Consider the following 19,906-nt stretch of genomic DNA (forward strand, 5'->3'; position numbering starts at 1 on the left):
GCCGTAGGGTGGGCAAAGCGAAGCGTGCCCACCATTTCCAGCGCTAGTTCAACACCCGCTTGTTATCCGGGCTGTCCAGCGAGAACGTCGGCACGTCGATCTCGAAGCGTTCGCCGCTTGCGCTGACCATCTGGTAGCGGCCGGTCATGAAGCCCGAGGCGGTCGTGAGCGGCACGCCGGAGGTGTATTCGAAGCGTTCGCCGGGCGCGAGCGTCGGCTGCTCGCCGACGACGCCCTCGCCTTTCACCTCCTGCTGCCGGCCGGTGGCATCGGTGATGATCCAGTGCCGCGTCTTGAGCTGCACGGTCTCATCGCCGGAATTGGTGATGACGATGGTGTAGGCCCAGAAATAACGGGAGCGGTCGGCCGACGACTGCTCCGGAACAAAGTTCGGCTCGACGGTCACTTCGATCTGGCGGGTCACGGCGCGGTACATGATTGCCATCATACCGAAAACCGCCCGGGAACCAAACGCCGGAGGCGGCCTTGGCGACATCGTCCCGCCTGAATTCGCAGGGAAGTACACGTCCAAGTGTAGGTCCAAACGTACTTGCATGTGATCCGGTGGCTTTGCGAGATGACGGCCGGACCGGTACACTCCTTGCCACGTCGCGATTTGCGGAAGGGTTTTTAGGCCCCCGATGACTATTGCCGACCAAGTGACGGGATCGACGATCGCGGGAACCGCTAAACCTGTGGAGGTCAAGTCCGCGGGGGCAAAGCGGCGCGCGGCCGCGCCGGCCATTTCGCTGCCCGCCATCGGGGAGCGCGAGCTCCGGCTCGACCTGTTCCGCGGCCTTGCGCTGTGGCTGATCTTCATCGACCATTTGCCGCCGAGCCTTCTGACCTGGTTCACGATCCGCAATTACGGCTTCAGCGACGCCACCGAGATCTTCATCTTCATCTCCGGCTATACCGCCGCCTTCGTGTACGGTCGGGCGATGCTGGAGTCCGGCATTGTCGTCGCCACCGCGCGCATCCTGCGGCGCGTCTGGCAGATCTATGTCGCCCACGTCTTCCTGTTCACGATCTTCCTTGCCGAAATCTCCTACGTCGCGACCAGGTTCGAGAACCCGCTCTACACCGAAGAGATGGGCATCATGGATTTCCTCAAGCAGCCCGACGTGACGATCGTGCAGGCGCTGCTGCTGCGCTTCCGTCCGGTCAACATGGACGTGCTGCCGCTCTATATCGTGCTGATGCTGGCGCTGCCCTTGATCCTGTGGCTGATGAAATGGCGCCCCGACGTGACGCTCGGCCTCTCGGTCGCGCTCTACGCGGTGACCTGGGAATACGACCTCTATCTGTCCGCCTATCCGAACGGCTTCTGGGCCTTCAATCCCTTCGCCTGGCAATTGCTGTTCGTGTTCGGGGCATGGTGCGCGCTCGGGGGTGCGCGACGCATGTCGCGCATTCTGGCTTCGCGGGTGACGATGTGGATCGCGATCGCCTATCTGGTCGCGGCATTCTACGTGACGCTGACCTGGTATGTGCCGCAGCTCTCCCATTTCATGCCGAAGCGGCTCGAGCAGTGGATGTATCCGATCGACAAGGCCGACCTGGACGTGCTGCGCTTCACGCATTTCCTGGCGCTGGCCGCGCTCACCGTACGCGTCCTGCCGCGGGACTGGCCGGGCCTGAAATCGCCATGGCTGCGGCCGCTGATCCTGTGCGGCTCGCATTCCCTGGAGATATTCTGTCTCGGCGTCTTCCTCGCCTTTGCCGGCCATTTCATCCTGGCCGAGGTCTCGGGCGGCCCGGTCATGCATGCGCTAATTAGTCTCTCCGGAATTCTGATCATGTGGGCCATGGCCTGGCTGATTTCGTGGTACAAGCGGGTGGCTGACAAGAGCGGTTCGAAAACCAAAAGCGCCGTCGGCAGCGCCGATATGGCGGGAGGGGGCTGATGAAGGCGAAGGTTTTCCTGAGCCTGATCCTGCTGTGCGGTGGTCTCGCCGCGCCTCCGGCGCGCGCGGACGATGCTGCGCCGGCTGCTTCAGCCGCGCCCGCAGCCTGTGAAGTGCCGTCCTATCTGCTCACCAGCGAAAGCCAGCTTCCCAAGGTCGCCGATGCCGTGAAGGCCGGCAAGCCGCTCGAAATCCTGGTCATCGGCAGTCGCTCGACCACAATTCCGGCTTCCGAGGACGCCTCTTATCCGGCGCGGATGCAGGCCATTCTGAAGGACAAGCTGTCGCCGTCCGAGATAGTCCACGTCTCCGTAGAAATACAGAGCAAGAAAACGGCCGAGGAGGCGGCCGCCAGTTTCGTTAAGCTGATGGAAGCAAAAGCACCTACTTTGGTTATCTGGCAGACCGGGACTGTCGATGCTATCCGAGCCATCGATCCCGATGATTTTCGCGGCGCAGTGACCGGAGGGGTTGTTGCGCTGCAAAAGGCAGGGGCTGACGTCGTCTTGATGAACTTGCAGTACAGTCCGCGTACCGAAACCATGATCTCGGTGCCGCCATACCTCGACAATATGCGGGTGGTGGCGCAGGAGCACGATATTCCGCTGTTCGATCGTTTCGCGATCATGCGGCAGTGGAATGACCAGGGGCAGTTCGACCTGTTCAGCCCGTCGCGCGGGCCTGAGCTGGCGAAGCAGGTCCATGATTGCCTTGGCCGGGCGTTGGCACAGTTCGTGATCGACGCTGCGCATCTGGAGCCGGCCCAGCAGCAAAATTGAGGTCTAGCGTTAATGAGTTCTCTCCGCCCTTTTTGCCTGACGGCATGGCTGGCTGCGCCTGCAGCAGCGGTGCTGCTGTTGCTGAGTCCGGCCTCGCAATCGCACGCGCAGACGCAGGGCGCGCAGGCAACGCCGGCCCCGCAGCAGTCGGCTAATCCGGCTCCCGCTTCACCGTCCCAGACGACCGTCGCAGCGACGTCCCCCGACCAGCGCGGCATCACGGCGCGCGCCATCGACAAGGTGAAGCAGGTCGCGAAATCCGCCGGCGACGTCTTCAGCCGCGTGCCCTGCCTGTCGCCGAAGGGCGGCGCTAAGGCGATGGGCTCGCTGCCGCATGTCGCGGGCAAGCTCGTCGCCGGCCAGCCCGTTGTCATCGTCGCATTCGGCTCGTCCTCGACCGCGGGATTCGGTGCGAGCTCGCCGGAGTTCAACTATCCCAATCGTCTTGCCGCGCAGCTGCACCGGCACTATCCGACAGCCGACATCACCGTCGTCAATGCCGGCGTCGGCGGCGAGGACGCGCCCGAGATGATGAAGCGCCTTCAGAAGGAGGTGATCGACGTGCATCCGGATCTGGTGATCTGGCAGGTCGGCACCAATGCGGTGCTGCGCAATCTCGATCCCGGCGATACCGCCAAGCTCGTCGAGGACGGCATCAGCCGCATCCAGGCTGCCGGCGGCACCGACGTCGTGCTGGTCGATCCGCAGTATTCGCCAGCCGTCAACCAGCGCGCCGAGAGCGCCGGCAAGATGGTGAAGCTGCTCGGCAAGGTCGCTGAGCTCCGTCACGTCGGCATCTTCCCGCGCTTCGAGGTGATGCGCGACTGGCACGAGAAGCAGTCGCTTCCGGTCGAGAGCTTTGTGATCGCCGACGGCCTGCACATGAACGATTGGGGCTACGCCTGCTTCGCCCAGCTCCTCGGCGACGACATCATCCGCTCCGTCGGCCAGATCAAGCTCGGCGTGAACGTGCCCGCGGACGTGCGGACGTACCGGCCGATGTAGCTTGGTGCCGTAGGGTGGGCAAAGGCGCGCTCTTCGCGCGCCGTGCCCACCATCTATCGGCACCGCGATCGTGAAGGGTGGGCACGCTTCGCTTTGCCCACCCTACGATTCCGAGTGTGTGGCTACGCCTTCTCCAGCGCCGCGGTCAGATCCTCGATTAGATCATCCGCGTGCTCCAGCCCCGCCGAGAAGCGGATGAATCCCTCGCTGATGCCGAGCGCGGCGCGGTCCTCCGGCTTGAGGCGCTGATGCGTCGTGGTGGCGGGGTGCGTGACGAGGCTCTTGGCGTCGCCGAGATTGTTCGAGATCTTGGCAAGCTTGAGCTCGTTGAGCACGCGGAACGCCGCCTGCTTGCCGCCCTTGACCTCGAGGCCGACCAGCGTCGAGCCGCCGCGCATCTGCTTCTTCACCAATGCCGCCTGCGGATGATCGGCGCGGCCGGGAAACACCAGCCGCGAAATCTTCGGATGGCTCGCCAGCACGTCCGCGATGCGCGCGGCCGTCTCGGTCTGAGCGCGCACGCGCACGGCGAGCGTCTCCAGGCCCTTGAGCAGCACCCAGGCGTTGAACGGCGAGATCGACGGGCCGGTCTGGCGCATGAAATTGTGGATGTGCTCGGCGATGAACGCCTCCGAGGACAGGATGATGCCGCCGAGACAGCGGCCCTGGCCGTCGATGTGCTTGGTCGCGGAATAGACCACGACGTCGGCGCCGAGCGCGAGCGGGCTCTGCCAGATCGGCGTGGCGAACACGTTGTCGACGACGAGCCGCGCGCCGCCGCTGTGCGCGATCTCGGCAATGCCGGGAATGTCGAGCACGTCGAGCGTCGGATTGGTCGGGCTCTCCAGGAAAAACGTCTTGGTGTTCGGCTTCATGGCGCGCTGCCACTGGTCAAGATCGAGGCCGTCGACCAGCGTGGTCTCGATGCCGTAGCGCGGCAGCAAATCCTGCACGACGTAGAGACACGAACCGAACAGCGCGCGCGAGGCCACGACGTGATCGCCGGCCTTCAGCGGCGCCAGGATCGCCGTCGTCACCGCGGCCATGCCGGTCGCGGCGGAACGTGCCGCTTCGGCGCCTTCGAGCTCGATCATGCGGCGCTCGAACATCGCGATGGTCGGATTGGAGTAGCGTGAATAGATGAAGCCGGGGTCCTCGCCCTTGAACCGCGCCTCGCACTCCTCGGCGCTGTTGTAGACGTAGCCCTGGGTCAGGAACAGCGACTCCGAGGTCTCGCCATATTGCGAGCGCAGGGTGCCGGAATGAACCAGGCGAGTTTCGGGACGGTATTGCGCGGTTGGCGGCGGGGACTTCGACATAGGACCTCCTGAAGTGACCATCGAAAATGGCCACAAAAAAACCGGCCTGGAATATTTCCACGGGCCGGGATCACAGAGGTCCCCGGCCTGTTTAGCGACTTATTTAACGTGGCTGCAAGCCGGCCGGCTCAAATCACCACGGGATAAGTCATGCTCATATTCCGCAATGCCCTTTCCGTCAAGACGTCCATCGGATAGCCGTAAAACGCTCATATTTCCCGCATGTCGGGATGTGTTTGATCCCTGATGAGGACCCCCGGTTGACGTTCACGGTCGCCGCCGACGCCAATGGTATCCTGCCCGACCGCATGATCGCGGCGATGGCGGAGGGCGGTCTCATCCTGCCCGCTTACGACTTCGTCGAAAGCCAGATCCAGCCGGCGAGCCTCGATTTGCGTCTTGGCGACATCGCCTATCGCGTTCGTGCCAGCTTCCTGCCTGGTCCCGGCGCCACCGTTGCCGAGCGCATCGACGAATTGAAGCTGCACGAGTTCAGCCTCGCCGACGGCGCGGTGCTGGAGACCAACTGCGTCTACATCGTGCCGCTGCTCGAAAGCCTCGCGCTGCCGCCGGAGATCGTCGCGGCCGCCAACCCGAAGAGCTCGACCGGTCGGCTCGACGTCTTCACCCGCGTGATCGCCGACGGCACCCGCCGCTTCGACATGATCGGTGCCGGCTATCACGGCCCGCTCTATGCCGAGATCAGCCCCAAGACGTTCCCGGTGCTGGTCAGCGAGGGCTCGCGCCTGAGCCAGGTACGCTTCCGCACCGGCGATGCCATCCTCAACATCGACGACCTCGAGGCGCTGCACGCGACCGAACGTCTCGTCGATATCGACGATGCCGATCTCACCGGCGGCGTCGCCGTCTCCGTAGATCTCTCCGGCGAGAAGAGCGGCGGCTTCGTCGGCTACCGCGCCAAGCGCCACACCGGCGTGATCGACGTCGATCGCCGCGCCGGCTATTCCGTCGAGGAGTTCTGGGAGCCGATCTCGGCCCGTCCCGACGGCAGCCTGATCCTCGATCCCGGCGAGTTCTATATCCTGGCGTCGAAAGAGGCGGTGCAGGTGCCGCCCGATTACGCCGCGGAGATGGTGCCGTTCGATCCGCTGGTCGGCGAGTTCCGCGTGCATTATGCCGGATTCTTCGATCCCGGCTTCGGCTATGCCGGCGCCGGCGGGTTGGGGTCGCGCGCCGTGCTCGAAGTGCGCTCGCGCGAGGTGCCGTTCATCCTCGAGCACGGCCAGATCGTCGGCCGCCTCGTCTATGAAAAGATGCTGGCGCGCCCCGACGCCATGTACGGCCAGCGCATCGGCTCAAATTACCAGGCCCAGGGGCTGAAGCTGAGCAAGCATTTCCGGGTGTAGGGATAGGCTCACCTTCCGCTGTCATGCCCCGGCTTGACCGGGGCATCCAGTACGCCGCAGCCTATCGGTTCGATCACATCCGCCTCTGGAATACTGGATCGCCCGATCAAGTCGGGCGATGACACCGAATCTGTGTCAGGATAAGAAGCGAATCCGGGCTACGTCCGAGGTGGCGAAATGACAGATCAATCCGAACTCGACGCAAAAATCCTCGACGACGTCGCAGACGCGCTGATCTATTCGGATCGCTCCGGCACGATCATGCGGTGGAATCGCGCATCGTCCGCACTGTTCGGATTCTCCGCGGACGAAGCGCTGGGTCAGAATCTCGACCTCATCATTCCCGAACATCTGCGTGCCGCGCACTGGAAAGGCTTCGAGGCCGCGCTTGCCAGCGGCGCGATGAAGCTTGCGGGCAAACCGACACTGACCCGCGCGCTGCACAAGGAGGGACGCAAGCTCTACATCGAGATGACCTTTGCGCTGGTGCGGGATGCCGCTGGCGTGGTGCAGGGGTCGGTGGCGATGGCCCGCGACGTCACCGAGCGCGTCGAACGCGAGCGTGCCGCCAAAGCCGCGCAAATCTAAGCCTGCGCAAAATTCGTGATGCGGAATTGGCGAGCCGGCGTGCAGGGCGCCCTGCATGCGGCTCAGCTTGTCCGTCACCGGATGCAGTGACACACTCGATCAAAACAACGATCGGGAGCGAACATGACCGCCGCATCTGACCCCGCGCAGGAAGCTCAATGGAAACGCTGGCGCGCGGTTGCCGATCTCAATCACGCCTATTTCACCGGTCTGATCCTCACCGTGGTCACGCGTCGCGGCACGGCGGATGCTGCGGAGTTCGTCTTTCGCGTGTTCCGCCGCCAGCAGCAGGAGCGCTTTCTGCCGGGGCTGGAGAAGCTCGGGTTGACCCATCTGCCGCCCGCCGTGGCGGCCGCGCAATATCACTACCTCTCCAACTGGATCGGCGGCGTGCACGTCGAATACATGTATGAGAGTGATCGCAAAGCCTGGATCCGCTATCCGCCGCCGCGCTGGATCTGGAAGGGCACCGCCATCTGCGGCGTGCCGGGCGAAGTCTCGCGCGCGATGCTGCGCGGCTGGCACGCCAACAACGGTGTGGCGCTCGGCGATACCAGATTAGGGTTCGTCTGCACCAAGCAGAGCGTCGACGGCCAGGATGGGCTCGAAGGCTACTATTATCAATATGACCAGCCCCTCGAACTCGACCAGCGCCTCGTGTTCGCGCGGCATCTCGAAGCGCCGCCGTTCGATGCCGCCGCCGCTCCGGCGTTGCCAGTCGCAAGCTGGCCCAGACCGCGACTGGAAAAAGCCTATCGCAACTATGCGATGGAATATGTGCGCACCGCCGCGCCCGTGATGGTGCAGCTGTTCGGTCCGGAGGATGCCGGCTATCTCCTGCACCTCACGGGCAAGCTGATCGGGATGCAATATTTCGATGAGGTCGCTGCGGCGCTGTCGATGGGCCGCGGCGGTGCGAGCGAATTCGCGACGTTCCTCAACGCGCTGTTGGTCGCGCAGGACGATGTGGCTGAGACGACGCAATCCGAAGGCATGTTCGAAATCCGTCAGCAGAGCTGGAAGTTGATGGACGGCGTCGCCGATGACCACCCTGCCTGCACCAAGGTGCTGGCGGGGTTGTTCGAAGGGCTCGCGGCCGGATGCGGGCGGCACATCGGAGTGCACCTGTCCCCGACATCGCGCGGCCGTCCGCCATTGCTCTGGACGATTGGGTAATGCCGCGCGGGCGTTGGCCTCGTGGTTCGAGACGCCAGCTTCGCGGGCTCCTCACCATGAGGGTCCGACATGTTACCGCGAAACAAGACCTCATCCTGAGGAGCCCGCGACGCGGGCGTCTCGAAGGATGGCCCCACGGAGACTGAGAGCCGCAATTCCACGGGCTGAAATGCGCTGCCGCAGGGCACGCCTGCACCTAGCGCAGGAGGAATCGCTGCGCATCGTGCTAACAAGCCTGTCGTTGCGCCCTGCGCGCGAACCAATTCATTGGTACACCCAAGCATTGCCGCGCCGCAAATGGCGCTTTCGCCCGGAGAGGACATGTCAGACATCGCCGAAATCCCGGTCGATGAACAAGAGCGTCCGCTGCCGCCGCCCCCGCGCCCTGTGAGGAGCGCGCTGATGGACGGGCCGATCCTGCGCACGCTGCTCGGACTGGCCTGGCCCAACGTCGTCGCGCTCTCCGCCGGCACTTGCACGGTGATTGCGGAGACCTCCTATATCGGACGTCTTGGTGTGGAAGCGCTGGCCGCGATGGCGCTGGTGTTTCCGACAGTGATCCTGACCATGACCATGTCGGGCGGTGCGATGGGCGGCGCGGTGGCCTCCGCCATCGCGCGCGCGCTCGGCGCCGGTGATCGCGAGCGTGCCGAGACGCTCGCCGCGCACGCGCTGCTGATCGGAATCAGCTTCGGCCTCGTCTTCATGCTGGGCATGCTGATCTTCGGACCGCGCGTTCTGGAAATGCTCGGTGGCCGCGGCGACGTGCTGACGCATGCGATCGCCTACACCCAGGTGTTTTTCGGCGGCGCCGTGCTGCCCTGGCTACTCAACACCATGGCCGGGGTCCTCCGCGGCACCGGCAACATGAAGCTGCCGTCGCTGTTGATCCTCAATTCTGCGGCCTGGCAGATCGTGCTTGGCGGCACGCTCGGCCTCGGGCTCGGTCCGGTGCCGCAATTCGGCATGCGCGGCGTCGCCGCCGGCGCGCTGATTGCCTATTGCATGAACATCGGCGTGATGGGCTGCTACCTGTTCTCCGGCCGCGCCCGCGTGACGCCGAAACTGCGCGGACTTCGGATCCAATGGGCGATGTTTTTCGACATCCTGAAGGTCGGCGCCATCGCCTGCTTCTCGCCGCTGCAATCGGTGCTGACGATCTCGATCTTCACCCACATGCTTGCGAAATTCGGCACCGCGATCCTCGCCGGCTACGGCATCGGTGCGCGGCTGGAATTCCTGCTGACCTCGATCGCGTTCTCGTTCGGCATCGCCTCGGTGCCGATGATCGGCATGGCGGTCGGCGCCGGTCGCATCGCCCGCGCGCGGCGCATCGCCTGGATCGCGGCCGCGAGCGCCTTCGTCGCCGTCGGTGCACCGGCTTGCCTGGTCGCGATGTTCCCCGATCTCTGGGTCAACATCTTCACCGACAGCGCGACCGTGCGCGCCACCAGCCATCAATATTTGTCGACGGTGGCGCCGTTCTACGCCTTCATCGGCCTTGCCTCGACGATGTATTTCTCGTCGCAGGGCGCTGCCAAGGTAATCGGCCCGGTGCTAGCGCAGACCGCGCGGCTGATCTACATCTCGGCGGTCGGCTGGTGGCTGTCGACGCACGATGCCACCGCGCAAAGCTTCTTCTGGCTGGCGGCGAGCTCGATGGTCGTGCTCGGCCTGCTCTCGTCCTCCAGCGTGGTGCTGACGCGCTGGGGACCGCGCCAAACCAAACCTGCGATCAGGCCGGCTCTGTCGGCCGCTGCGGATTAGCGATGCCTGTGGCGGCGATGGCCGCCACCGCCGCCGACATTGGCGAGCCGCATCAGTTGCGGAATCATCGCCATCATGTCGCCGCCACCGGCGCCGCCGAGCATGCCCATGATATCGCCGCCGCCCATGCCGCTCATTCCAGTCGGCATATATCCGCCTCCGCCCATCGGTGCGTAGCCGCCGTAATTGGGCGCCCCGAAACCGCCGCCGAGATTGCCGCCGCCGAGGCCGCCAATTCCGCCGCCGCCATTCTCCATCATGCGGCTCATCATTGGGCCCATGGTCTGCATCATCATGCCGAAGCGGCGCTTGCCCATCTTGGCCTTCATCATCTCCAGCATCGGCGCCATCTGGGTCATCATGTCCTCGCCGCCGGCACCGCCGCCGCCGAGGAATTGCGCCTTTGCCGGCGCGCTCGAAATCGAAAACATCAGCAGCACGGCGGCCGCCTGGCAGATCGCCTTGTCCGCACCTCTCATGGCCTGTTCCTCGCGTGCGTGGCGCCGCCGGGAGAGCGGAGCCAACCGGGCGCACGCCGCCATGGTTACGGCGGACAAGGGCGGGGCTCTGTGAGAAATATCACGCAGCCGCCGCTGGAAACGCTCGGTGTATGGCGGCGACAGCGTCCTTGGTCTGTCCCTGCACATAGGGCGCGAGCTCATTCGGCAGCATGTCGATGATCCAGACCAGGCGGCATCTCGCCTCGCCCTCGGCGATCACCTGCACCGAGGCGCTGTAATGCTTCAGCCGCTCGTTGTTGATCGCGTAGACCAGCCGCTGCCGCGCATCGTCGCAATCGACCAGCACCTCGCGCGCCACCGATCCATTGGCGAAGGTGACGACGCGCGCGTCGCCGTCGAGCGCGCAGGCCGTGACGAAGCCCGGCGCCAGCCGCCGATGCAGCGCGCCGAAATCACGCACCGCATCCCAGACGTCGCGCGCCGGGGCGTTGAGGGGAATGTCGTTGTGGATGGAGGCCATTGGTAAGTATCCTTGATTTGCGACGGTGGTTGCCAAGCACGCCGTCATTGCGAGCGCAGCGAAGCAATCCAGAAATGATTCCGCGGAGGCAGTCTGGATTGCTTCGTCGCAAGGGCTCCTCGCAATGACGGAGCCTGTGGTTCACACACAAACCGCCTCGACATTGTTGCCATCGGGATCGATCAAAAACGCCGCGTAGTAAGTCGGGCTGTAATCCTTGCGCGGGCCGGCGCCGCCATTGTCGCGACCGCCGCTCTTCAGGCCCTCGCTATGGAATGCCTTGACCGAATCATGATCCCCAGCGCGAAACGCGATATGCGCGCCATCGGCTTTCCGCCCCTTGTTCAGGTGCAGCCACAGCGCCGGCGCGCCCTGCGGTCCGAAGCCGGCATAACCGTCGCCGCTTGAGCACAGGACATAACCGAGCGGCGCCAGCACTGCGGTGTAGAAGCGCGTTGCGGCGTCGAGGTCGGCAACGCGCAATCCGATATGGTCGTACATGGTCGTCTCCATTTCCAAAGCGCGCCGCAATCGGCGCGCGCCGGAGACGAACCTAGTCAGTTGAGGGCGAGCTGCTCTTGGAGAATCTTGCGCTCTCCCTTCGAGGCCTGACGGAACTTGGTCGGCGAGACGCCGGCGGCGCGGTGGAAGGTGCGGACGAAGTTGGAGAGATCGCCGAAGCCGACGTCATAGGCGATGTCAGTGACTGCGATGTCGTCGTCGGTCAGCAGCCGCGCCGCATGCCGCAGCCGCGAGCGCACCAAATATTGATGCGGGGTGACGCCGAGTACGGCCGAGAACAGCCGCAGGAAGTGGAAGGGGCTGAGGCCTGCCTGCCGCGCGGCCTGTTCGAGGTCGACCTCGGCGTGCGAGTTGGCGTCGATCCACAGCGCGGCTTCCACGGCGCGGCGGCGGTCGCGCGCGGTCGGCGTCGTCGGCTTGCGCGCCTTGCCCGAGACGACATCGACGAAACGGCCGGCGAGGATCTGGCCGACCTCGTCGAGACCGAGGTCGCTGTTGCCATCTGCCGCCGTCTGGGCGAGCTCGCCCAGCACCATCAGCTCGGGCAGCGGCGGCGTTGCGCCGACCTGCCAGACGTCTCGCCGGCCGCCGAGCGCGTCGACCAGATCCTCGCCGAGGAAAAAGGACAGGCAGACGTCGCCGGCGACATGCTCATGCGTGCAGGTGTATTCCTCGCCCGGCGCACCGACCAGCATCGAGCCCGCGACCAGATCGAAGAAGCCGGCGCGGCAATGACAGCCAAAGCTTCCGGCGCGGACATAGGCAATGGAATGGCCGGTGCGACACTCCGCAAACGGGCTGTCGTCCGGTCCCGCGTCGCAGCGAAACTCGGAGACGGTCATCGAGGGGGTCGTCAGCAGCGTGGTTGCATCCATCCCGCCTATCTAGGTGGAGGGCCTCGGCGAGGCAACGGGCAGCAGCACGTCGAACAGCGTCTTGCTGGCGATCGGATGGGCGCCCTCCAGCGACAGCAGCCGCCGCTTGGAGATCACCCCGCCATAGGGCGAGAGCCGGTCGGTGTAATTGCCGGCCTCCAGCACCCGGTGGCAGGGCACGATCAGCATGTAGGGATTTTTCGCGATCGCCTGGGCCACAGAATGCGCGGCGCCGGAGGCGCCCAGCGCCTTGGCGATCTCGTGATAGGTGCGCGTCTCCCCGCGCGGGATGGCGCAGGCGGCTTCATAGACCCGCCGGTTGAAGCCGGGCACCCCGCTCGCATCCAGGCTGACCTCGGAAAAATCGGCATCGCTGCCTTGCAGCAAGCCCACGATGCCCTCGATCGCAAACGCGGCGTTCGCGGAAGGCCGCTGCTCGCGCGCCTCGGGATGGACCTGGAAAATCCGGCGGCGGGTGTCGATCTCCCGCGCCTCCGGCAATTGCACGGCGACGACCCCGGTGCTGCTCCAGATGATGCCGCAGCGCCCTATGGTCGTGTCGAATATCGCGTAGCCACACCCCACCATGCACACGCCCCACTCAGTGCACGTCTCCCCAGACAGGCGATCATAACACCGCCACAATCCGGCGCACCCAAAATCTTACCGGAAACTTAAGAAGGGTCAGGCGGCCTGCGCCAAAGCGCTTGGCGAGATGCGCCGTCTCGGCTAATCAGAGCGGGCGCAGGCTGCGCATCCGCGGGCGTAGTTCAATGGTAGAACGGCAGCTTCCCAAGCTGCATACGAGGGTTCGATTCCCTTCGCCCGCTCCATCCTTTAGTTCGGCAGGCTCCGCAGAAATTCCACGATCGCCGCATTCACCTCCGCCGGCCGTTCCTGCTGCGTCCAGTGTCCGCAGCCCGGCAACATCTTGATCTCGCGCAGTTGCGGCACAGACTGCTTCATGTTGGCGATCTGCTCTCCGGCGCCGGGGAAGGAAACGACCATATCGTGGTCGCCGGCGATGAAGAGCGCGGGCACGACCACCTTGACGCCCTCGAAGGCGCCCATCAGCTCCCAGTTGCGATCGATGTTGCGATAGTAGTTGAGCGGTCCGCGAAACCCACTGTGGGCAAATTCGGCACCGTAATAGTCGAGGTCCGCGCTACTCAGCCACGGCGGCAGCGGCACCTGCATTTTCGGTAGCAAGCCGTCCTTGCGAGAGACCATGCCGACACCGGCGGTCCGCCCTTGACGCTCGGCATTGGCGCGGATCACCGCCGCGCCTTCGCCGGAACCGCCATAGAGCATGGCGCCGAGCGTTGCGCGCGGATCCCTTTCGAATTCCGCTTCGGCGACACCCGGCTCCTGGAAATACAGTTGATAGAACTGCGCGTCCGACGTCTGTGGCATTACACTCGTCGGCGGCACCGGACCGCGCGGTCGATAGGGCACGCTGAGAATGGCGGCGGCGCGGAAGCGATCGGGCCGCAGGCGCGCCGTGTGCCAGGCGATCGTCGCGCCCCAGTCGTGCCCGACGATGACGGCGTCCTTCGCCTCGAAAGCGTCGAGCACGCCGACGAGGTCGCCGACCATGTGGAGGATCGTATACTGGTCGATCGCCTCGGGCTTGTCGCTCTTGCCGTAGCCGCGCATGTCGGGCGCGACAGCGTGGTAGCCGGCCGCGGCCAGCGCCGCGAGTTGGTGACGCCAGGAATACCAACCTTCCGGAAAGCCGTGGCAGAGTAGCACCAGCGGCCCTTCGCCCTGTTCGGCGACGTTGAGGCTGATGCCGTTGGCCTTGATGATCCGTTGCGTCGGTCCGTTCATGCCACACCTCCCGCTGCATCGTGATTGCGCCCATCCTAGACGTTGCTGCCCGGCGCGCAAAGATTCCAATATATTAGCCCCTCGATCCCGGCATACGCCGCTGCTCCGGCCTAATCTTCTCGTCCGGCGGATGCGGTCCCTGCGACGGGCAACGTTTGGATCAGAGATCATGGACCAGCAAAAGCTCGACCGCGCGATCGGTCGCCGATTGAAGACGGTGCGGACGCAGGCCGGAATGACGCTGAATGAGCTTGCCACGCGCTCCGGCGTCAGCCGGGCCATGATCGGGCGGGTGGAGCGGGCGCAGAGCAGTGCGACGGCGTCGCTGCTCAACAAGCTCTGCGCGGCGCTCGATGTGTCCTTGAGCGACGTGGTGGCGCTGGCCGAGAAGCCGCCGGAGCGGCTGGTGCGGCTCGCCGACCAACCGCACTGGCGCGATCCCGACAGCGGCTATCGCCGCCGTCACGCCTCGCCGACGGACGCGGCGAGCGGCATCGAGGTTATCGTCGTCGATTTGCCGGCCGGCGCGCGGGTGCCGTACAGCCCCTGGGGGCGCAACGCCTTCACCCAGCAGCTGCTGATGCTGGAGGGCGCGATCGCCGTGCACATCGACGCCAAGGCGGTTCGCCTGCGCGAAGGCGACTGTCTCGACTTCGACGTGATGCGCGCGGTGATCTTCGAGAACGAGACCAGACAGGACGCGCGCTACGTCATCATCACGCGCCGCGGCGCGTCCTACGGCAAGATGTGAGGCCCTGACGATGCAGATCCGCACCGGCGACACCTTTGATCCGCGCGTCATCGCGCTGCTCGACCATCACGTTGCGGCGGCGCGAGCACAGACCGCGCCGGGCAGTGCGCATGCGCTTGATCTCGCCGGGCTTCGTGCCCCGGAAGTCGCGTTCTGGACCGGCTGGGACGGCGACACGCTGGTCGCCACCGGTGCGCTGAAGTCGCTGTCGGGAGCGCATGGTGAGGTGAAGTCGATGCACACGCTCCAGACCACGCGGCGGCGCGGCTTTGGCGGTGAGATGCTCCGCCACATCATCACGGAAGCCCGCGCGCGCGGCATGGCGCGGCTCAGCCTCGAAACCGGCTCCTGGGACTATTTCAAGCCGGCGCACGCGCTCTACCAGGCGCATGGCTTTGTCCTCTGCGGCCCGTTCCAGGGCTATGTCGAGGATCCCAACAGCCTGTTCCTGACTCTGGATCTGTCGGCGAGCCGATAGCTCAGGAGCGCGTCTCCTCGATCCTGTCGAGCACGCGCTCGGGGGCGATGTCCCGGCTTGCCTCCTCCAGATCGCGCTTCGAATCGGGCTGGACGTCGAGCCGCTCGGCGATCTGCGTGAGCAGGCGGGCAACCTTGGTCAATTCGTGCTCGGCGAGAAGGCTGATCTGGAGATCGAGATCGGCGCGCTTGTCCGCTGCTGCGCTCATGCGGTTCTGCGAGATCAGCACGAATGTCGACAGGAAGATCGCCTCGACCGAAGCAATCATCGCCAGCACCACGAAGCTCTCGTCCCAGGCCGGGATTCCCGGCAGCCAGTGCAGATTGGCGATGATCCAGAAGCCGAACACCGCGACATGGAGATAGACGAACGCCATGCTGCCGGTGAACGCCGTGATCGCATCGGCAAGTTTTTCCTGACCCCTGGCACCGCGCTGCTCGCGGCGGCGGCGCTCGACCAGGGCCTGGATGTTGCGCTCGAGCGTCGGGCTCAATCCCTCACCGGGATCATGGGTGATATCGTTATGCACGGGGCAGCAACGGCGGACGGGAAAAGCTGTTCCTGGGCTCAGCCGAGGGAAAATGCTCGCCGCCCCTCAAAATGAGTTGCGTACCTCAAAACACCTCTGCTAGCCTTCAGCCATGGCCGAGACGCTCACCACGACTGCGCTGACGCTGAAGGACATCGCCCGCCAGGCCGGCGTCAGCCTCGCGACGGTGGACCGCGTCCTGCACAATCGTCCGGGCGTGCGGCCGGATACGGTCCGGCGCGTCAAGGAGGCGATCGAGCGCAATTCGTTCCAGCCGCACGTGGCCGCCGCCGAGCTCGCCCGCGGCCGCGCCCGCCGTTTCGCCTTCGTGATGCCGTCGGGGCCGAACCCGTTCATGCAGCAGATCCAGGACTATCTCGGCGAGATGTCGGGCTGGCTGTCGTCCCGCCGCCTCGGCGTCGAGACGGTCGCGACCGACGTGTTCGATCCGTCCGTGCTCGCCGCTTCCCTTGAAGGGCTCTCGGATGATTACGACGGCATCGCCGTGGTCGCGTTGGACCATCCCGGCGTCCGCGCCGCCATCGACGATCTCGTCGATGCCGGCGCCAAGGTCGTGACGCTGGTCTCGGACGTGCCGTCGTCGCGCCGGCACCATTATGTCGGTATCGACAACATTGCCGCGGGGCGCACCGCCGGCGCGCTGGTCGGGCGGCTGGTCGGACAAAAGTCCGGCAAGGTTGCGATCGTCGCGGGCTCGCAGGGCCTTCGCGACCATGCCGAGCGCATTTTTGGCTTCAACCAGGTGATGGCGTCGGAATTCCCCGGCCTCAGCGTGCTGCCGGTGCTCGAAGGACGCGACGAGGACGCGCGTTCGGAACAATTGTTGGCGCGGCTGCTGGGCAGGCATACCGATATTGTGGGTCTTTATAATGTCGGCGCCGGCACGCAAGGCGTCGCCAACGCGTTGAATGAGAAGGCCTTGAGCGATGCCGGCCGCGACAGGCAGGTGGTGTTCGTCGGACACGACCTCACCGCGCTGACGCGCCGGCTGCTGCTGCAGGGCGTGATGCATGCCGCGATCTCGCAGAACCCCGGACACGAAGCGCGCGCCGCCGTGCGCGTGCTGCTCGCGCTCGCCCGTGGCGAGCCGATCTTGCGCGAACAGGAGAAGATCAGGATCGACATCGTGATGCGAGACAATCTGCCTTAACGGCAGGTGGAATTCAAAACGACCCCGTTGCGGATAAGGCGACCTTGAGTTCGCGCACCGCAACAGGCGAAAGGGAGGACGGCGTGTTTCTCGGAATCGACATCGGCACATCAGGTGTGAAAGCGGTGCTCGTCAGCGAAGCCGGCGCGGTTGTCGCGACGGCGGCGCGAGAGCTCGCGCTGTCGCATCCCGCGCCGCTGTGGTCCGAGCAGGATCCCGATGGCTGGGTCGATGCGGCGGTCGGCGCGGTCGACGATCTTGCCGCCCGCCATCCGCGCGAGGTCGCGCGGATGCGCGGCATCGGGCTATCCGGCCAGATGCATGGCGCGACGCTGCTGGACGAGGACGGACGGCCGCTGCGTCCCGCGATCCTCTGGAACGACGGCCGCTCGCACGCCGAATGCGTCGCGCTGGAGCGGCGCTGCCCCTCGTTGCACACCATCGCCGGTAATCTGGCCATGCCCGGCTTCACCGCGCCGAAGCTGCTCTGGGTCGCCAGGCATGAGCCAAAAATCTTCGCGCGCGTCGCAAAGGTGCTGCTGCCGAAGGCCTATGTGCGCTATCGACTGACCGGCGAGATGATCGAGGACATGTCGGACGCAGCCGGCACGCTGTGGCTCGACGTCGGTCTGCGCCGCTGGTCGGCGCTGCTGCTGCATGCCACCGGGCTCGATCTCCACCACATGCCGCGCCTGGTCGAGGGCAGCGAGGTCAGCGCGACGCTCGCGCCGGATTACGCCCAACGCTGGGGCATGGCAAAGAATGTCGTGGTCGCCGGCGGCGCCGGCGACAATGCCGCGAGCGCGATCGGGCTCGGCGCCATCGCGCCGGGCGATGCCTTCCTGTCGCTTGGCACATCCGGCGTGGTGTTCCGCGTCACTGATCGGTTCGCGCCGGCGCCGGCCTCGGCGGTCCATGCGTTCTGTCACGCGCTGCCCGGCCGCTGGCATCAGATGGGCGTGATGCTGTCGGCCGCGGCTTCGCTGGCCTGGCTCGCCGGCGTGATGGAGGTTCCGGCCGCAGCGCTGCTGGCGCCGCTCGGCGAGCGCGTCGATGGACCGAGTCCGGTCAAATTCCTGCCCTATCTCGACGGCGAGCGCACGCCGCACAACGATGCCGCCGCCAGCGGTGCCTTTGTCGGCCTGCGCGGTGCGACCGGGCGCTCCCAGATCGTTCAGGCCGTGCTCGAAGGCGTCGCCTTCGCCGCGCGCGACAATCTGGCGGCGCTGAGCGCGGCCGGCGGACCGCTTGCCGAGGTCGATCTCGTCGGCGGCGGCTCGCGCTCGCCGCTGTGGGCGCAGATCTGCGCAGATGTGCTCGGCATTCCCGTCCACCGCGTCGAGGAGGGCGAGGTCGGGGCGGCGCTCGGCGCCGCCAGGCTCGGACGGCTCGCCGCCACCGGCGAAGACGCGGCTGCGGTTTGCACCCGTCCGCGCCGGCTCGCGAGCTTTACGCCTCGCCCATCGGTCAGCGCGGCCTATGACGAGGCCTATCGCCGCTGGCGCGAACTTTATCCCGCCTTGAAGGAGTGTGCCTAAGTGACTGCGTCAGCGAAATTCTTCGATACAAGCGTACCTGTCGCCTTCGCCGGCGGGGATGCGAGAAACGCGCCTGCTTTCCGCTGGTACGATAAGGACCGCCTCGTCCATGGCCGCAGGATGGAGGACCATCTGCGCTTTGCGGTCTGCTATTGGCATTCGTTGTGCTGGCCCGGCGGCGATCCCTTTGGCGGCGAGACGTTCCTGCGACCCTGGCATCACGGCGCCGATGCGATGGCGCAGGCGCGCGCCAAGGCTGAGGTCGCCTTCGAGCTGTTTCGCCTGCTCGACGTGCCCTTCTTCACCTTCCACGACGTCGATGCGGCGCCGGAAGGCAACTCGCTTGGCGAATCCGTCGCCAACCTCAATGCCATCGCCGATCTGTTCGAAGCGAAGATGGCCTCGAGCAAAGTGCGCCTGCTCTGGGGCACCGCCAATTTGTTCACGCATCGCCGCTACATGGCGGGCGCGGCCACCAATCCCGACCCCGAGATCTTCACCTATGCCGCCGGCCAGGTCCGCGCCGCGCTGGAGGTGACGCACCGTCTCGGCGGTCAGAACTACGTGCTGTGGGGCGGGCGCGAGGGTTACGAGACGCTGCTCAACACCGATCTCAAGCGCGAGCTCGACCAGCTCGGCCGCTTCGTCTCGCTGGTCGTCGAGCACAAGCACAAGATCGGCTTCAAGGGACCAATCCTGATCGAGCCGAAGCCGAAGGAGCCGACCAAGCATCAATATGATTTCGACGTCGCCACCTGCTACGGCTTCCTCGCACGTTACGACCTGCTGAAGGACGTCAAGCTCAACATCGAGCAGAACCACGCCATCCTCGCCGGGCACTCGTTCCATCACGAGGTCGCGCTCGCGGAGGCGCTGGGCGTGTTCGGCTCGCTCGACATCAACCGCGGCGACGATCTGCTCGGCTGGGACACTGACCAGTTCGCGATGAACGTTCCCGAGCTTGCCCTGGTGTTCCACGAGCTCCTGAGCCGCGGCGGCTTCAGCTCGGGCGGGCTGAATTTCGACGCCAAGATCCGGCGCCAGTCGATCGATCCCGACGATCTGATCCATGCCCATGTCGGCTCGATGGACGCCTGCGCGCGGGCATTGCTCGCCGCCGCGGACATGCTCGATGCGGGCGTGCTCACTGCGCCGCTCGCGAAACGCTATGAGGGATGGGCCGGGCCTGAGGGCCGCGCCATTCTCGGCGGCCAGCGCTCGCTCGCAGAACTTGCCGACCGCGCGCACGGCCCGGGCTTTGACCCGCAGCCGCGCTCGGGTCGGCAGGAATATCTGGAATCGCTCGTCAATCGCTATGTCTGA

21 protein-coding genes, 1 tRNA gene and 1 riboswitch are annotated in these 19,906 nt (G+C 65.5%); of the genes, 13 read left to right on the forward strand and 9 right to left on the reverse strand.

The annotated features are described in order from the left end of the window. Nucleotides 1–43: 43 nt before the first annotated feature. Nucleotides 44–448 (reverse strand): Co2+/Mg2+ efflux facilitator ApaG/CorD, encoded by a 405-nt coding sequence (apaG, locus tag FXB41_RS01935; protein ID WP_088941063.1) that lies wholly within the window; start codon nucleotides 446–448, stop codon nucleotides 44–46. 193 nt (nucleotides 449–641) lie between these two features. Between apaG and FXB41_RS01940 the strand changes: the two genes are divergently transcribed. The 3 genes from FXB41_RS01940 to FXB41_RS01950 are packed head-to-tail and all read left to right on the forward strand — an operon-like array spanning nucleotide 642 to nucleotide 3,691. Further along, a complete protein-coding gene (locus FXB41_RS01940) occupies nucleotides 642–1,907 on the forward strand; it encodes an OpgC domain-containing protein (RefSeq protein WP_007597863.1) in 1,266 nt (421 codons plus the stop codon). Further along, a complete protein-coding gene (locus tag FXB41_RS01945; protein WP_007597862.1) occupies nucleotides 1,907–2,686 on the forward strand; it encodes an SGNH/GDSL hydrolase family protein in 780 nt (259 codons plus the stop codon). The genes FXB41_RS01940 and FXB41_RS01945 overlap by 1 nt, the downstream gene beginning before the upstream one ends. A gap of 12 nt (nucleotides 2,687–2,698) precedes the next feature. Then, nucleotides 2,699–3,691 carry an SGNH/GDSL hydrolase family protein gene (locus tag FXB41_RS01950; protein ID WP_219679062.1) on the forward strand — a complete coding sequence of 331 codons (993 nt, stop codon included), beginning with the start codon at nucleotides 2,699–2,701 and terminating at the stop codon, nucleotides 3,689–3,691. Between the two features lie 122 nt (nucleotides 3,692–3,813). On the opposite strand, the gene FXB41_RS01955 is transcribed toward FXB41_RS01950, so the two are convergent. Continuing rightward, on the reverse strand, nucleotides 3,814–5,010 hold the full coding sequence (locus FXB41_RS01955) for an O-succinylhomoserine sulfhydrylase (RefSeq protein ID WP_219679065.1): 1,197 nt from the start codon (nucleotides 5,008–5,010) through the stop codon (nucleotides 3,814–3,816). 70 nt (nucleotides 5,011–5,080) lie between these two features. Next, nucleotides 5,081–5,160, reverse strand: a riboswitch (SAM riboswitch). 80 nt (nucleotides 5,161–5,240) lie between these two features. Between FXB41_RS01955 and FXB41_RS01960 the strand changes: the two genes are divergently transcribed. The 4 genes from FXB41_RS01960 to FXB41_RS01975 all read left to right on the forward strand — a co-directional run bounded on the left by FXB41_RS01960 (nucleotide 5,241) and on the right by FXB41_RS01975 (nucleotide 9,908). Continuing rightward, nucleotides 5,241–6,377, forward strand: coding sequence for a 2'-deoxycytidine 5'-triphosphate deaminase (locus tag FXB41_RS01960; RefSeq protein WP_376707474.1), 1,137 nt, complete (start codon nucleotides 5,241–5,243; stop codon nucleotides 6,375–6,377). A 177-nt stretch (nucleotides 6,378–6,554) separates the two neighbouring features. Continuing rightward, complete coding sequence (locus FXB41_RS01965; RefSeq protein ID WP_219679067.1) at nucleotides 6,555–6,965, forward strand: PAS domain-containing protein; 411 nt, start codon at nucleotides 6,555–6,557, stop codon at nucleotides 6,963–6,965. Nucleotides 6,966–7,088: 123 nt separating this feature from the next. Beyond that, complete coding sequence (locus tag FXB41_RS01970) at nucleotides 7,089–8,141, forward strand: hypothetical protein (RefSeq protein ID WP_007597854.1); 1,053 nt, start codon at nucleotides 7,089–7,091, stop codon at nucleotides 8,139–8,141. 321 nt (nucleotides 8,142–8,462) lie between these two features. Continuing rightward, nucleotides 8,463–9,908 (forward strand): MATE family efflux transporter, encoded by a 1,446-nt coding sequence (locus tag FXB41_RS01975; RefSeq protein WP_219679069.1) that lies wholly within the window; start codon nucleotides 8,463–8,465, stop codon nucleotides 9,906–9,908. On the opposite strand, the gene FXB41_RS01980 is transcribed toward FXB41_RS01975, so the two are convergent. The 5 genes from FXB41_RS01980 to FXB41_RS02000 all read right to left on the reverse strand — a co-directional run bounded on the left by FXB41_RS01980 (nucleotide 9,905) and on the right by FXB41_RS02000 (nucleotide 12,874). Continuing rightward, complete coding sequence (locus FXB41_RS01980; protein ID WP_219679071.1) at nucleotides 9,905–10,387, reverse strand: hypothetical protein; 483 nt, start codon at nucleotides 10,385–10,387, stop codon at nucleotides 9,905–9,907. The genes FXB41_RS01975 and FXB41_RS01980 overlap by 4 nt on opposite strands. Before the next feature lie 100 nt (nucleotides 10,388–10,487). Then, entirely contained in the window at nucleotides 10,488–10,889 is a 402-nt protein-coding gene (locus FXB41_RS01985; RefSeq protein WP_219679073.1) for an SRPBCC family protein, read from the reverse strand. Nucleotides 10,890–11,030: 141 nt separating this feature from the next. Further along, a complete protein-coding gene (locus tag FXB41_RS01990) occupies nucleotides 11,031–11,390 on the reverse strand; it encodes a VOC family protein (protein WP_219679075.1) in 360 nt (119 codons plus the stop codon). A 56-nt stretch (nucleotides 11,391–11,446) separates the two neighbouring features. After that, complete coding sequence (locus FXB41_RS01995) at nucleotides 11,447–12,286, reverse strand: helix-turn-helix transcriptional regulator (RefSeq protein WP_219679077.1); 840 nt, start codon at nucleotides 12,284–12,286, stop codon at nucleotides 11,447–11,449. Between the two features lie 9 nt (nucleotides 12,287–12,295). Beyond that, nucleotides 12,296–12,874 (reverse strand): methylated-DNA--[protein]-cysteine S-methyltransferase, encoded by a 579-nt coding sequence (locus FXB41_RS02000; RefSeq protein ID WP_219679080.1) that lies wholly within the window; start codon nucleotides 12,872–12,874, stop codon nucleotides 12,296–12,298. A gap of 171 nt (nucleotides 12,875–13,045) precedes the next feature. On the opposite strand from FXB41_RS02000, the gene FXB41_RS02005 reads away from it, so the two are divergent. Further along, nucleotides 13,046–13,119, forward strand: a tRNA-Gly gene (locus FXB41_RS02005). A 4-nt stretch (nucleotides 13,120–13,123) separates the two neighbouring features. Here FXB41_RS02005 and FXB41_RS02010 read toward each other — a convergent pair. Further along, a complete protein-coding gene (locus tag FXB41_RS02010) occupies nucleotides 13,124–14,116 on the reverse strand; it encodes an alpha/beta fold hydrolase (protein ID WP_219679082.1) in 993 nt (330 codons plus the stop codon). 169 nt (nucleotides 14,117–14,285) lie between these two features. On the opposite strand from FXB41_RS02010, the gene FXB41_RS02015 reads away from it, so the two are divergent. Continuing rightward, the gene (locus FXB41_RS02015) at nucleotides 14,286–14,867 is read left to right on the forward strand and encodes a helix-turn-helix domain-containing protein (protein ID WP_219679084.1); all 582 of its coding nucleotides are present in this window, start codon (nucleotides 14,286–14,288) and stop codon (nucleotides 14,865–14,867) included. A gap of 10 nt (nucleotides 14,868–14,877) precedes the next feature. Next, the gene (locus FXB41_RS02020) at nucleotides 14,878–15,345 is read left to right on the forward strand and encodes a GNAT family N-acetyltransferase (RefSeq protein ID WP_007597839.1); all 468 of its coding nucleotides are present in this window, start codon (nucleotides 14,878–14,880) and stop codon (nucleotides 15,343–15,345) included. Nucleotide 15,346: 1 nt separating this feature from the next. On the opposite strand, the gene FXB41_RS02025 is transcribed toward FXB41_RS02020, so the two are convergent. Further along, on the reverse strand, nucleotides 15,347–15,874 hold the full coding sequence (locus tag FXB41_RS02025) for a DUF1003 domain-containing protein (RefSeq protein WP_007597837.1): 528 nt from the start codon (nucleotides 15,872–15,874) through the stop codon (nucleotides 15,347–15,349). A 112-nt stretch (nucleotides 15,875–15,986) separates the two neighbouring features. Here FXB41_RS02025 and FXB41_RS02030 point away from each other — a divergent pair, with 112 nt between their 5' ends. The 3 genes from FXB41_RS02030 (at nucleotide 15,987) to xylA (ending at nucleotide 19,906) form a co-directional block, all read left to right on the forward strand. Beyond that, nucleotides 15,987–17,045 (forward strand): LacI family DNA-binding transcriptional regulator, encoded by a 1,059-nt coding sequence (locus FXB41_RS02030; protein ID WP_219679087.1) that lies wholly within the window; start codon nucleotides 15,987–15,989, stop codon nucleotides 17,043–17,045. An 83-nt stretch (nucleotides 17,046–17,128) separates the two neighbouring features. Continuing rightward, nucleotides 17,129–18,583 carry a xylulokinase gene (gene xylB, locus FXB41_RS02035; RefSeq protein ID WP_007597835.1) on the forward strand — a complete coding sequence of 485 codons (1,455 nt, stop codon included), beginning with the start codon at nucleotides 17,129–17,131 and terminating at the stop codon, nucleotides 18,581–18,583. Beyond that, complete coding sequence (gene xylA / locus FXB41_RS02040) at nucleotides 18,584–19,906, forward strand: xylose isomerase (RefSeq protein ID WP_219679089.1); 1,323 nt, start codon at nucleotides 18,584–18,586, stop codon at nucleotides 19,904–19,906.

The organism is Bradyrhizobium canariense (genome assembly GCF_019402665.1).
GTDB classification, from domain to species: domain Bacteria; phylum Pseudomonadota; class Alphaproteobacteria; order Rhizobiales; family Xanthobacteraceae; genus Bradyrhizobium; species Bradyrhizobium canariense.